A 12,578-nucleotide genomic window follows, 5' to 3' on the forward strand; every position below is an offset into this window, starting at 1 on the left:
CCGGCGCTACGAGACCCGTGCGCCGCGCAGGCTCGGCAGGAACCAGGCGAGCAGGCCGAAGGCCGGCAGGAAGGCGCAGACCTGGTAGATCGTATCGATGCCGTAACGGTCGGCGAACAGGCCGAGCGCCGCCGCCGCCAGCCCTCCGAGGCCGAAGACCAGCCCGTAGAAGAAGCCGCCGATCAGCCCGATGCGGTTCGGCATCAGCTCGATCGCGTAGATGAGGATGGCGGCGAAGGCGCTCGACATGATCAGGTTGATGATCACCGTCAGCACGCCGGTCCAGACGAGGCCGACATGGGGCAGCATCAGGGTGAAGGGCAGGGCGCCGAGGATCGAGAACCAGATGATCTTGTTGCGGCCGATGCGGTCGCCCAGCATGCCGCCGAACAGCACGCCCGCCGCCGAGGAGACGAGGAAGAGGAACAGCATCACCTGCGAGGTCTGCACCGACACCTCGAAGCGCTCGATGAGGTAGAAGGTGTAGAAGGAGGTGAAGCTCGCCGTATAGGCGGTCTTCGAGCACAGCAGCGCGATCAGGATCGCCAGCGGGAAGGCGACCTGCCGCAGGCCGGGCGCCGGCGTCTCCTCGCTCGCATGGCTGGCCTTGCGGGCCGGCGTCGAGAGGGCATGGTGCCCGGCGGTCCAGCCGAGCAGCGGCATGGCGAGGAGCGCGGCGGCCGAGAACCAGGCGAGGCTCGCCTGCCCGTTCGGCACGATGATGAAGGCGGCGAGCAGCGGGCCGATGGCGCCACCGGCCTGCCCGCCGACCTGGAACAGGCCCTGCGCGAAGCCGTGCCGGCCGCCGGAGGCCTTGCGGGCCATGCGCGTGGCTTCCGGGTGGAAGATCGACGAGCCGATGCCCACGCAGGCCGCCGCGAGCAGCAGCAGTGCATAGCTGCCGGCATAGGCGAGCCCGACCAGCCCCACCAGCGTGAAGCCCATGCCGGCGACGGTGGAATAGGGCAGCGGGTAGCGGTCGGTGTACAGGCCGATCAGCGGCTGCAGCAGCGAGGCGGAGATCTGGAAGGTCAGGGTGATGATGCCGATCTGGCCGAAATCCAGCGCATAGGCGGTCTTGATGATCGGATAGACCGCCGGGATCAGCGACTGGATCATGTCGTTGAGGAAATGCGCCGCGCTGAGCGCGACCAGCACGGGCATGGCGGCACGGCGCACGGCGTCGGCCGGGACATTCACGGTCATGACACTTCGCTTCGAATTCGCGGCCGAGCCATGACCGCCCGGCGCCCTGCCTTTCAGTAGAACAAAGCGGCGCGCGGAACAAATGCGGCGGTCTGCCCCGCCGCTTCGCCATGGCGGGCGGCGAGCCGGGCGGCTATAGCTGGGCCGCGCCCGCAGTTCGGCCGGGCAGTGCGAGCGGCACGGGAGCCCGACCGCGACGATGAGCGACGCCAGCTTTTCCCTCGATCCGCGCCTCGAAGCCGATACCTTCCCGGTGCTCGACCTGCCGCTCGCCACCGTGCGGCTGATGGACGATTCCCGCTTTCCCTGGCTGATCCTGGTACCGCGCCGGCCCGGCCTCGCCGAGCTCATCGAGCTGGAGGGCGACGACCGCGCGGCGCTGACCGCCGAGATCGATCAGGCAAGCCGGGCGCTGAAGACGCTGACCGGCTGCGACAAGCTCAACGTCGCCGCGCTCGGCAACATGGTGCGCCAGCTCCACATCCACGTCATCGCCCGCTTCGAGGGCGATGTGGCCTGGCCCGGCCCGGTCTGGGGCGTTGGCGAGCGCCGGACCTATGCGTCGCCGCAGGCCATGCTGCTGGTGGCGCGGCTGCGCGCGGCGCTGGGCGGTGCATGATGGAAGCGGCGCTGCTGGGGGAATGGCCCCATCTCGGCTATGTCGGCTCGCGGCTCGACCGCGGCAGCCTTCGGCGCGGCGAGGTCGCGGCCCTGCTCGCCGATCCGCGCGCCCGTGCCTGCCTCGTCGCCGGCGAGAGCATCGTGCTGAAGCGCCGGCCGGGCATGGCGGACGGGCCCGGCGCCTTCGAGGCGCTGTTCGCGCTTGAGGAGGCGGCGGCCCTCGGCGGCCGCACCGGCGAGGCCTGCCTGCTGGGGCTCGACGGCGCGGTGCCGCATTTCGTGCTGCCGCTGCACGCGGCGGCGCTCGCGGTGCTGGCGGAGCGGCCGGACCTCTTCGTCATCGACCTGCGCTCCATCGCCGTGCAGGAGCTGGTGAGCGCGGAGGAGATCGGCCAGCTCGCCACCGCCAAGGCGATGACCGCCTGGCACGCCCGGCGCAGCTTCTGCTCCAATTGCGGCGAGCGCCTCGTCGTCGCCGAGGCCGGCTGGCGGCGCGAATGCCCGAGCTGCGGCGCGCAGCATTTCCCGCGCACCGACCCGGTGGTGATCATGCTTACCGTTGACGGCGACGAATGCCTGCTCGGCCGCTCCGCCCGTTTCGCGCCGGGCATGTGGTCGTGCCTCGCCGGCTTCGTCGAGCCCGGCGAGACCTTCGAGCAGGCGGTGCGGCGCGAGACCATGGAGGAAGCCGGCATCCACACCGGCGCGGTGCGCTATCTCGCCTGCCAGCCCTGGCCGTTCCCGATGTCGGTGATGATCGGCATGCACGCGCAGGCCCTGTCGCGCGACATCACCATCGATCCGAACGAGCTGGAAGGGGCGCGCTGGTTCCACCGCGACGAGGTGGCCCTGCTGCTCGCCCGCACCCATCCCGAGGGCCTCACCGCGCCCCCGCGCATGGCGATCGCGCATCACCTGATAAGGGCGTTCGTGGAAGGGCGCGACCCGCCGCGGGGGTGAAGGCAGGTAGACGACGTCATGCCCGGGCTTGGCCTGGGCATCCACGACTTGGGACCGGGTGCAGGCGGGAAGGACGTGGATGGGCGGGACAAGCCCGGCCATGACGGCGTTTTGGCGGGGAGGGCGTTCCGGCCTCAGTCCCGCGTCCACGGGCGGAAATGCTTGGACAGCTTCAGCCCCTGCGCCTGATAGTTGGAGCCCAGCCCCTCGCCATAGAGCGTCGTCGGGTGCTCCAGCATCCGCTCATAGACGAGGCGGCCGACGATCTGGCCGTCCTCGAGGATGAACGGCACCTCGCGCGAGCGCACCTCCAGCACGGCGCGGGCGCCTCGTCCTCCCGCCGCGTCATGGCCGAAGCCGGGGTCGAAGAAGCCGGCATAGTGCACGCGGAATTCGCCCACCAGCGGATCGAAGGGCACCATCTCCGCCGCGTGGCTGGGCGGCACGTGCACGGCCTCCTTGGAGGCGAGGATGTAGAAGGCGTCGGGATCGAGCACCAGCTCGCGCCGGCCGCGCGTGACCAGCGGCTCCCAATAGTCCTCGACCTCGCAGGCGGCGCGGCGGTCGACGTCGATCAGGCCGGTATGGCGCTTGGCGCGGAAGCCGAGCAGCCCGCCGAAGCCCTCGCCGGAGAGATCGACGCTCACCGCGATGCCGCCGCCGGCGATGTCCGCCGCCGGCGCGTCGACCAGCTTCTGCGCGCGGTTCAGTGCCCCCAGCGCCGCCTCGTCGAGCCGGGCGTCGCCGCGCCGGAAACGGATCTGCGACAGGCGCGAGCCGCGCCGTACGAGGATCGGGAAGGTGCGCGGGCTGATTTCGAGATAGAGCTTGCCCTCATAGCCGGCGGGCACGATGTCGAAGGCGCGCGAGCGGTCGGCGATGACGCGGGTGAACACGTCGAGCCGCCCGGTGGAGCTTTTCGGGTTGGCCGAGGCGGCGATGTCGCCCGGCAGCGCCAGCGCTTCCTCCAGTTCGACGAGATAGACGCAGCCTGTCTCCAGCACCTCGCCGTCGGTCAGGTCCAGCCGGTGCAGGGCCAGCCGTTCCAGCCGGTCCGCCACGGTCTCCGCCGGGCCGGGCAGGAAGCTCGCCCGGATGCGCCAGGCGGTGGGGCCGAGCCGCAGGTCGAGGCTCGCCGGCTGTACCTGGTCGGTGTCGAAGGGGCGCGCGGTCAGGATGGCGCGGCGCTCGGCCAGCGCCTGAATCGCATGGCCGGGCAGGATGCCCTCGCCGGTCAGACCCGAATCCGCCACGCTCGTCGCTCCGCTGATGATCGCTTTCCCAGTCGCACCGTTCGCTTTACCGGACGCGCCCCTTGACGCCAAGTCCGGCACGGGAGTAAGCCCGGCTTCCGAACGTGGTCATTTGAGCCGGCCGGCTTGCCGCCACGCTAAACAAGGTTGCTAAAAAGGCCGGGGCCGCGCAGCACTGCGCGTGAGCGACCCCGGTAAGGCATATGATACCGGAGCCGCCGATGACCGAGAACGTGAAGCTTTCCCCCGCCGAGATCGCCCAGCTGCGGCCCGACACCCGCCTCGTGCAGGGCGGCATCCTGCGCTCGCCCTTCGGCGAGACGGCGGAGGCGCTCTATCTGACGCAGGGCTATGTCTACGACACCGCCGAGCAGGCGGAGGCCCGCTTCAAGGGCGACGATCCCGGCTTCATCTACACCCGCTATTCCAACCCCACGGCGGCGATGTTCGAGACCCGCCTCGCGCTGCTGGAAGGCGCCGAGGTGGCCCGTGCCACGGCCTCCGGCATGGCGGCGGTCACGGCGGCGCTGCTCTGCCAGCTCAAGGCCGGCGACCACGTGGTGGCGGCCCGCGCGCTGTTCGGTTCCTGCCGCTATGTGGTGGAGGAATTGCTGCCGCGCTTCGGCATCGCCTCGACGCTGGTCGACGGCACCGACCTCGCGGCGTGGAAGGCGGCGGTGCGGCCGGAAACCCGGGTGTTCTTCCTGGAGAGCCCGACCAACCCGACGCTGGAGCTGGTGGACATCGCGGCGGTGGCGGAGATCTCCAAGGCGGCCGGCGCCTGCCTCGTCGTCGACAACGTGTTCGCCACGCCGATGCTGCAGAGCCCGCTGGCGTTGGGCGCCGACGTGGTGGTCTACTCCGCCACCAAGCACATTGACGGGCAGGGCCGGTGCCTGGCCGGTGTGGTGCTGTGCTCGGAGAAGTTCCTCACCGACCATCTCCAGACCTTCCTGCGCCAGACCGGCCCCTCGGTCTCACCCTTCAACGCCTGGGTGATGCTCAAGGGGCTGGAGACGCTGCCGCTGCGCGTCGAGCGCGCGCAGGCAAGCGCCGGCACCCTCGCCGACCGGCTCGCCGCGCTGCCCGGCGTCTCCAAGGTCATCTATCCCTGGCGCGCCGACCATCCCCAGCACGCGCTGGCCAGGCGCCAGATGCGGGGCGGCGGCACGCTCGTCACCTTCGAGGTCGCCGGCGGCAAGGCCGGCGCCTTCCGCTTCCTCAACGAGCTGAAGGTGGTGCGCATCTCCAACAATCTCGGCGACGCCAAGAGCCTGATCACCCATCCCGCGACCACGACGCACCAGCGCTTCACTCCCGAGGCACGGGCGGAGATGGGCATTTCCGACGGCATGGTGCGCCTCTCGGTCGGCCTGGAGCATGTCGACGACCTGACCGACGACGTCGTCCGCGCGTTGAAGGCGGTGTGAGGCAGGAAACCCCGGAGTAACCCCCCCTGCCCCTCGCTCCGGCGGAGGGCCGGGGCCCCTCCGCTGCCCGCTCGCCTGACGTCTGGCAGCTGTCCCCAGAAGGATCGCCGCAAAACGTCCTCGTGATACCTCCGGCCTTGCCCTGAGGGGGTGAAAGCCCTTCATTAGCAGCGGGGACGAAGCGGGAGGCGACAGGAGGCAGGCGCATGTACCGGGCGACGACGAGGGGCGTGCAGGTGACGGTGACACCGCGCTTCGCGCCGGAGCGCTCGGACCCGGAGCGCGGCCAGTATTTCTGGGCCTACACCATCGAGATCGTGAATCTCGGCGCCGATACGGTGCAGCTCAAGTCCCGCCACTGGATCATCACCGATGCGCTCGGCCGGGTGCAGGAGGTGCGCGGTGCCGGCGTCGTCGGCGAGCAGCCGGTGCTGCCGCCGGGGGCGCATTTCGAGTACACCAGCGGGGTGCCGCTGCCGACCTCCACCGGCATCATGGAAGGCAGCTACAACTTCACCACCCGCGGCGGCGATGCCTTCGACGCCGAGGTGCCGGCCTTCTCTCTGGACATGCCGGGCGAGACGCGCACCCTGAACTAGCGGGCGACGGCTCCCGCTTCCGGCCGTCCGGCGAAGCAGCTATGGTGGACCGAGCCTCCGGGCGCCCCTGAAGTCATGCCACCGAGCGTCCCGCCGTGCTGAACGGTTCCTGCATCCCGTGATCGACCTGCGCCCGATCGCTGCCATTCTCGGCGTGCTGCTCGCCGTCCTCGGCACGACCATGATGATTCCGGCGCTGGTCGACCTGATCGCCGGCCAGCGCGACGTCGTCATCTACGCCGCCGCCGCCGTCATCACCGCCTTCGTCGGGCTGTCGCTCTGGCTCGCCGGCCGGTCGGGCGAGGTGGAGCGGCTGGACCTGCGGCAGGCTTTCGTGCTGACCACGGCGAGCTGGGTGGTGCTGTCCGGCTTCGCCGCCATCCCCTTCATGTGGACGGAGACCGACCTCTCCTTCACCGATGCCTATTTCGAGGCGATGTCGGGGCTCACCACCACCGGGGCGACGGTGATCGCCGGCCTCGACAACCGGCCGCCGGGCATCCTGATGTGGCGCGCCTTCCTGCACTGGTACGGCGGCATCGGCATCATCGTCATGGCCATCGCGCTGCTGCCGATGATGCAGATCGGCGGCATGCAGCTCTTTCGCGCCGAGTCCTCGGACAAGCAGGAGAAGATGCTGCCGCGCGCGGCGCAGATGGCCAAGGGCATCCTCGGCACCTACCTCGTGCTCACCTTCGCCTGCGCCGTCGCCTATGCCTTCCTCGGCATGAGCGTGTTCGACGCCATCACCCACGCCATGTCGACCATCTCGACGGGCGGCTTTTCCACCCACGACGCCTCGATCGGCTACTTCAAGAGCCCGGCCATCGAGTATGCGGCGATCTTCTTCATGCTCGCCGGCTCGCTGCCCTTCGTGCTCTATGTGCGCGTGCTGGCGGGCGATTTCAGCCGCCTGCTGGCCAATGCCGAGGTGCGGCTGTTCTTCTCGCTGGTGGTGCTGTTCAGCCTGGTGTCGATGGTGGAGCAGGTGCGCGGCGGCATCGCCCAGGGCGAGACGGCGCTGCGGCAGGCGCTGTTCAACGTGGTGTCGATCATGTCCACCACCGGCTTCGTGGCGGCGGACTTCACCCATTGGGGCCCGCCGACCGACGCGCTTTACTTCATCCTGCTGTTCCTCGGCGCCTGCACCGGCTCGACGGCGGGCGGCATGAAGACCTTCCGCATCGCCATCCTCGGCTCGGCACTGGCGCAGCACCTCAAGCGGGTGATCTATCCGAACGGCGTGTTCCCGGTGCTCTACGGGGGCAAGCCGATCGGCGACGACGTGGTGGCCTCGGTGCTCTCCTTCGCCTTCCTCTATCTGGCGAGCTTCATGGCGATCGGCATCGTCCTCAACTCGCTCGGCTTCGACATGGTGACGGCCTTCTCCGCCTCCATCACGGCGGTGGCGAATGTCGGCCCGGGGCTGGGGACGGTGGTCGGGCCGGCGCAGAATTTCGCCAGCCTGCCCGAGCAGGTCGTCTGGCTGCTGTCCTTCGGCATGCTGATGGGCCGCCTGGAGCTGTTCACCGTCCTCGTGCTGTTCCTGCCGAGCTTCTGGCGCCGCTGACGGCCCCTCGCACCGACGGAAAAGAGCTCTGGATTCAACGATCTGGCGCATTCTCCAGTTGGGCGACGCGGCAGAAGCCTCTATGCTGGGCGCCTGAGCGAAACGGGGACCCATCATGCTGGCCGGACGAACGACGACCGAGGAACTGCTTGCCTATCTGGTCGCCTTCGACACCACGAGCCGCAACTCCAACCTCGAGCTGATCGCCTTCGTGCGCGACTATCTCGCCGCCTTCGGCATCGAGAGCGTTGTGGTGCCCAGCGAGGCCGGCGACAAGGCGAGCCTGTTCGCCACCATCGGCCCTTCCGGCGTCGGCGGCGTCTGCCTGTCCGGCCATTCGGACGTGGTGCCGGTGGACGGCCAGCCCTGGACCTCCGATCCCTTCACCCTGACGCCGAAGGACGACCGGCTCTATGGGCGCGGCTCCTGCGACATGAAGGGCTTCATCGCCGCCTGCCTCGCCATGGTGCCGGACATGGCGGCCGGCCGGCTCTCCACCCCCATCCACCTGCTGGTCTCCTATGACGAGGAGGTCGGCTGCACCGGCGTGGTGCCGGCGGTGCGCCGGCTGGGGGTCGATCTTCCCTTGCCCCGCGCCTGCATCGTCGGCGAGCCGACCTCGATGCGGGTGGTGGACGCCCACAAGTCCGGCATCGCCTATGTGACGACGGTGACCGGCCGCGAGGCGCATTCCTCCATGCCGCAGCTCGGCGCCAACGCCATCTTCGCCGCCGCCGAGCTGGTCGGCGAGCTCGACCGCTACCGCGCCGAGCTGGTCGCCGCCGGCGATCCCTCGGGCCGCTTCGACCCGCCGAATACCACGGTGCAGGTTACGGTCATCCAGGGCGGCACCGCCGGCAACATCGTGCCGCGCGACTGCGCGATCCGCTGGAACGTGCGCGGCCTGCCGGGCTTCGACGAGGACGCGCTGCTCGACCGCTTCGAGCGCTTCGGCCGCGAGGTGGTGCTGCCGAAGCTGCGGGAGACCGCGCCGGAGGCCGCCATCACCACCGACTTCATCTACAAGGTGCCGCCGCTGGCGCCGCAGACCGGCTCGGAGGCCGAGCTGCTGGCGCTGCGCCTCGCCGGGCAGAACCGCACCTACACGGTCGCCTACGGCACCGAGGGCGGGCACTTCCAGGCGCAGGGCATTCCCACCATCGTCTGCGGGCCCGGCTCGATCGACCAGGCGCACAAGCCGGACGAGTTCATCGAGGTGGCGCAGTTGCGGGCCTGCGAGCGCTTCCTCAAGGGCCTGATCGCCGAGTGCGCGGGGTAGGGCCGACGGCCACCGGCAGAACGCCGTCATGCCCGGACCTGATCCGGGCATCCACGCCTTGGACGCAGGCGGAAAGACGCGGGCGGCAGGGACGAGGCCGGCCATCCACGTCGTGCAAAATGGCGTCGCGTAAGACGACGTCGCGCGAGCGGAGGGGCGCTTACGCCCCGGCTTCCGCCTCGGGCTCGTCCCCGCCCACGATCTCCTCGGCCTTGAAGTCGTAGGTGCGCCCGCAGAACTCGCAGGTCACCGAGACCTTGCCGTCCTCCACGAGGCTCTCGCGCTCCTCGCGGGAGAAGCTGCCGAGCACGCCCACCACCCGCTCGCGCGAGCAGGAGCATTTGGCGACGACGCTCTCGGCGTCGAAGACGCGCACGCCGCGCTCGTGGAACAGGCGGAACAGCAGCCGCTCGCTCGACAGGTCGGCGTCGACCAGCTCGATGTCCTCCAGCGTGCCGATCAGCGACTGCGTCTCCACCCAGGCGTCGTCCTCGACCGCCTCGGGAATCTCGGTGCCCTCCGGGGCGTCGCCCGGATGCAGGTCGGCCGGGCGCACGCGCCCGCCCTCGGTCGGCAGGAACTGCACCATCAGCCCGCCGGCGCGCCAGCTCGAGGCGGCGCCGCCCGGGCGCACCTCCTCGGCGACGGCGAGCCGCACGCGGGTGGGGATCTGCTCGGACTGGGCGAAATACTGGTGCGCGGCCGCCTCCAGCCCCTCGCCCTCCAGAGCCACCACGCCCTGATAGCGGTTGACGCTCAGGCCCTGGTCGATGGTCATGGCGAGATGGCCGTGCCCGAGCAGCGCGCCGCTGTCGAAGCCGGCGCCGGCCGCCAGCCCCTTCTGCATCTCGGCCAGCTTGTCGGCGTCGAAGCGGGCATAGGCGCGCACGTCCTGCGGGGCGGAGAAGTCCACCACCAGCAGGTCGACCGGCCCGTCCGTGCGAGTCTGCAGGATGAAGCGGCCGCTGATCTTCAGGGTCGAGCCCAGAAGCACGGTCAGCGCCACCGCCTCGCCGAGCAGGCGCTTCACCGGCGCGGGGTAGTCGTGGTGGGCCAGCACCGCGTCGAGGCTCGTGCCGAGGCGCACGAGGCGCCCGCGCACGTCGAGCGCATCGACGTGGAAGGGGGTGACGCGGTCGTCCACCGCATGCGTGGCGGGCGAGCGGCTCTGGGTTTCTGTCTGTGATGTCATGTCGGCTCCGTCCGCCCATATAGGAGCGCGTTGGGAACTCTGCGAGGGGCCAGGCCTCCCCCGCCGCCGTCATCGGCGGCAGGGCGTTGCTGCAGTACGCGGCCGCCGCGCGTGGGCCGCGGGACGCGGCGCCGCCGGCTCTCCGCCCGTTTCGCCGCGTCCCGGAAGGAGCCGCGCTCCGGGGTGGAGCGCGGGGTCGGGCTACGCCGCCGCGCCTTCCAGGCACCAGGCGAGGATGCCCTTCTGGGCATGCAGGCGGTTCTCCGCCTCGTCGAACACCACCGACTGGGGCCCGTCCATCACCTCGTCGGTGACTTCCTCGCCGCGATGCGCGGGCAGGCAGTGCATGAAGATGGCGTCGGGCGCGGCCCGGCGCATCAGCGCGCCGTTGACCTGGTAGGGGCGCAGCAGGTTGTGCCGGCGCTCATATTCGGCGTCGCCCATCGACACCCAGGTATCGGTGACCACGCAGTCGGCGCCGTCCACCGCGGCCTCGGCGTCGTGGCCGAACGTCACCCGGGCGCTGTTCTGGTGCGCCCAGTTGATCAGCGCCGGGCGCGGCGACAGTTCGGGCGGGGTGGCGATGTTGAGCGCGAAGTCGAAGCGCTGGGCCGCGTGGACCCAGGAGGCGAGCACGTTGTTGGCGTCGCCCGTCCAGGCGACGGTGCGGCCCTGGATCGGCCCCTTGTGCTCCTCGAAGGTCATCACGTCCGCCATGATCTGGCAGGGATGGGAGTTGCGCGTCAGGCCGTTGATCACCGGCACGGTGGCGTGCTCGGCCAGCTCGGCCAGGGCGTCGTGGTCGAGGATGCGGATCATGATCGCGTCCACGTAGCGCGAGAGCACGCGGGCGGTGTCGGCGATGGTCTCGCCGCGCCCGAGCTGCATTTCCGCGCCGGTGAGCATGATCGTCTCGCCGCCGAGCTGGCGCATGGCGACGTCGAAGGAGATGCGCGTGCGGGTGGAGGGCTGGTCGAACACCATGGCCAGCACCTTGCCGGCGAAGGGCTTTTCGACCGCCACCGCGTGGCGTCGGCTCTTCAGGTCCTTCGACAGCTCCATCAGCGCGCGCAGCTCGTCGGCCGGCAGCAGGTCGAGGTCGAGGAAATGCTTCACGGCGGCGCTCGCCGCCCCGTTGTTCGCGTTCATGCCGCCGCTCCCTTCACGGCATCGGCCTTCAGGCCCTGTTCCAGCTTCGTGCAGGCGGCGTCGAGCCTGTCGAACGCCGCGTCGATCTCCGCTTCCCCGATGGTGAGCGGGGGCAGGAGCCGGACCACGTTCTCCGACGCCGCCGGGGCGAGCATGTGCTCCTCGCGCATGGCGGCGATGAGGTCGGTGTTCGGCACCACGGTGCGCAGGCCGATGAGGAGGCCCTCGCCGCGCACCTCGGCGATCACCGCCGGATGGCGGTCCTTCAGCTCGGCGAGCCTCTGGCGCAGCCGCGTGGTGGCGGCCAGCACGCCGTCGAGGAAGCCGTCGGCCAGCACCACGTCGAGCACGGCGTTGGCGACGCTCATGGCGAGCGGGTTGCCGCCATAGGTGGAGCCGTGCGTGCCGGCGGTCATGCCCTTGGCCGCCTCTTCGGTGGCGAGGCAGGCGCCGACCGGAAAGCCGCCGCCGATGCCCTTGGCGACCGCCATGATGTCCGGCGTGATGCCGGCCCATTCATGGGCGAAGAACTTGCCGGTGCGCCCGACGCCGCACTGCACCTCGTCGAGGATGAGCAGCAGGCCCTTCTCGTCGCAGAGCTGGCGCAGCGCGCGCAAGAAGGCCCACGGTGCCGTGCGCACGCCGCCCTCGCCCTGCACGGGCTCGATCAGGATGGCGCCGGTCTCCGGGCCGATGGCGGCCTTCACCGCCTCGAGGTCGCCGAACGGTACCTGGTCGAAGCCCGGCATGGCCGGGCCGAAGCCTTCCAGATATTTCGGGTTGCCGCCGGCGGCGATGGTCGCCAGCGTGCGGCCGTGGAAGGCGCCCTCGAAGGTGATGATGCGGTAGCGCTCGGGATGGCCGCTCACCGAATGGTACTTGCGCGCCATCTTGATGGCGCACTCCAGCGCTTCCGCACCCGAATTGGTGAAGAACATCGTGTCGGCGAAGGTCGCCTCGACGAGGCGCGCGGCAAGGCGCTCGCCACCCTCGATGCGGAAGATGTTGGACAGGTGCCAGAGCTTGCCGGCCTGCTCGGTCAGGGCGGCGACGAGATGAGGATGGGCGTGGCCCAGCACGTTGACCGCGATGCCGGCGGTGAAGTCGAGATATCGCTGGCCGTCCTTCGTGAACAGCCAGGCCCCTTCGCCCCGCTCGAAAACGAGGTCGACACGATTATAGGTCGGCAGGATGGGGGTGATCACGTCGCCCCTCCCTCTCTCAACTTCGACGCGCCGCGCGGGCTGCGCCGGGTCCAAAAACGAAACGTGCCGCCCTTGCGGGGGCGGCACCCGATGCTGTGGATTTTATAGAATGAG

At 70.2% G+C, this 12,578-nt stretch carries 11 protein-coding genes and 1 riboswitch; of the genes, 6 read left to right on the plus strand and 5 right to left on the minus strand.

Annotated features, from left to right (window positions below; genetic code table 11):
- Positions 1-6 precede the first annotated feature (6 nt).
- On the minus strand, positions 7-1,206 hold the full coding sequence (locus FO470_RS04850) for an MFS transporter (RefSeq protein WP_144341746.1): 1,200 nt from the start codon (positions 1,204-1,206) through the stop codon (positions 7-9).
- 199 nt (positions 1,207-1,405) lie between these two features.
- Between FO470_RS04850 and FO470_RS04855 the strand changes: the two genes are divergently transcribed.
- A complete protein-coding gene (locus tag FO470_RS04855; RefSeq protein WP_144341747.1) occupies positions 1,406-1,825 on the plus strand; it encodes an HIT domain-containing protein in 420 nt (139 codons plus the stop codon).
- Positions 1,822-2,787: an NAD(+) diphosphatase gene (gene nudC / locus FO470_RS04860; protein WP_144341748.1), complete on the plus strand. Its 966-nt coding sequence runs from the start codon at positions 1,822-1,824 to the stop codon at positions 2,785-2,787. Before FO470_RS04855 ends, nudC begins: the two co-directional genes overlap by 4 nt.
- A gap of 134 nt (positions 2,788-2,921) precedes the next feature.
- On the opposite strand, the gene FO470_RS04865 is transcribed toward nudC, so the two are convergent.
- Positions 2,922-4,040, minus strand: a complete 1,119-nt coding sequence (locus FO470_RS04865) for a 2'-deoxycytidine 5'-triphosphate deaminase (RefSeq protein WP_418655034.1) — start codon at positions 4,038-4,040, stop codon at positions 2,922-2,924.
- 94 nt (positions 4,041-4,134) lie between these two features.
- Positions 4,135-4,215, plus strand: a riboswitch (SAM riboswitch).
- Between the two features lie 46 nt (positions 4,216-4,261).
- Between FO470_RS04865 and FO470_RS04870 the strand changes: the two genes are divergently transcribed.
- The 4 genes from FO470_RS04870 (at position 4,262) to argE (ending at position 8,918) form a co-directional block, all read left to right on the plus strand.
- Entirely contained in the window at positions 4,262-5,470 is a 1,209-nt protein-coding gene (locus FO470_RS04870) for an O-succinylhomoserine sulfhydrylase (protein ID WP_144341749.1), read from the plus strand.
- A gap of 206 nt (positions 5,471-5,676) precedes the next feature.
- Positions 5,677-6,069, plus strand: a complete 393-nt coding sequence (gene apaG / locus FO470_RS04875) for a Co2+/Mg2+ efflux protein ApaG (RefSeq protein ID WP_144341750.1) — start codon at positions 5,677-5,679, stop codon at positions 6,067-6,069.
- 118 nt (positions 6,070-6,187) lie between these two features.
- Positions 6,188-7,639 carry a TrkH family potassium uptake protein gene (locus FO470_RS04880; RefSeq protein ID WP_144341751.1) on the plus strand — a complete coding sequence of 484 codons (1,452 nt, stop codon included), beginning with the start codon at positions 6,188-6,190 and terminating at the stop codon, positions 7,637-7,639.
- A 115-nt stretch (positions 7,640-7,754) separates the two neighbouring features.
- Positions 7,755-8,918, plus strand: coding sequence for an acetylornithine deacetylase (gene argE / locus FO470_RS04885; RefSeq protein ID WP_144341752.1), 1,164 nt, complete (start codon positions 7,755-7,757; stop codon positions 8,916-8,918).
- 160 nt (positions 8,919-9,078) lie between these two features.
- Here argE and FO470_RS04890 read toward each other — a convergent pair whose 3' ends face one another.
- The 3 genes from FO470_RS04890 to FO470_RS04900 all read right to left on the minus strand — a co-directional run bounded on the left by FO470_RS04890 (position 9,079) and on the right by FO470_RS04900 (position 12,464).
- Entirely contained in the window at positions 9,079-10,110 is a 1,032-nt protein-coding gene (locus FO470_RS04890) for an Hsp33 family molecular chaperone (protein ID WP_144341753.1), read from the minus strand.
- A 201-nt stretch (positions 10,111-10,311) separates the two neighbouring features.
- Positions 10,312-11,259, minus strand: a complete 948-nt coding sequence (gene argF / locus FO470_RS04895; RefSeq protein WP_144341754.1) for an ornithine carbamoyltransferase — start codon at positions 11,257-11,259, stop codon at positions 10,312-10,314.
- Positions 11,256-12,464, minus strand: a complete 1,209-nt coding sequence (locus tag FO470_RS04900; protein WP_144341755.1) for an aspartate aminotransferase family protein — start codon at positions 12,462-12,464, stop codon at positions 11,256-11,258. The genes argF and FO470_RS04900 overlap by 4 nt, the downstream gene beginning before the upstream one ends.
- Positions 12,465-12,578 lie beyond the last annotated feature (114 nt).

This window comes from Ancylobacter moscoviensis (assembly GCF_007559435.1).
Taxonomy (GTDB): Bacteria; Pseudomonadota; Alphaproteobacteria; order Rhizobiales; family Xanthobacteraceae; genus Ancylobacter; species Ancylobacter moscoviensis.

Excerpts from the sequence above, each read along its gene's own strand:
- FO470_RS04850 (WP_144341746.1), bottom strand. The coding sequence starts at position 1,206 with ATGACCGTGAATGTCCCGGCCGACGCCGTGCGCCGTGCCGCCATGCCC.
- FO470_RS04855 (WP_144341747.1), top strand. The coding sequence starts at position 1,406 with ATGAGCGACGCCAGCTTTTCCCTCGATCCGCGCCTCGAAGCCGATACC.
- nudC (WP_144341748.1), top strand. The coding sequence starts at position 1,822 with ATGATGGAAGCGGCGCTGCTGGGGGAATGGCCCCATCTCGGCTATGTC.
- FO470_RS04870 (WP_144341749.1), top strand. The coding sequence starts at position 4,262 with ATGACCGAGAACGTGAAGCTTTCCCCCGCCGAGATCGCCCAGCTGCGG.
- apaG (WP_144341750.1), top strand. The coding sequence starts at position 5,677 with ATGTACCGGGCGACGACGAGGGGCGTGCAGGTGACGGTGACACCGCGC.
- argE (WP_144341752.1), top strand. The coding sequence starts at position 7,755 with ATGCTGGCCGGACGAACGACGACCGAGGAACTGCTTGCCTATCTGGTC.
- FO470_RS04890 (WP_144341753.1), bottom strand. The coding sequence starts at position 10,110 with ATGACATCACAGACAGAAACCCAGAGCCGCTCGCCCGCCACGCATGCG.
- argF (WP_144341754.1), bottom strand. The coding sequence starts at position 11,259 with ATGAACGCGAACAACGGGGCGGCGAGCGCCGCCGTGAAGCATTTCCTC.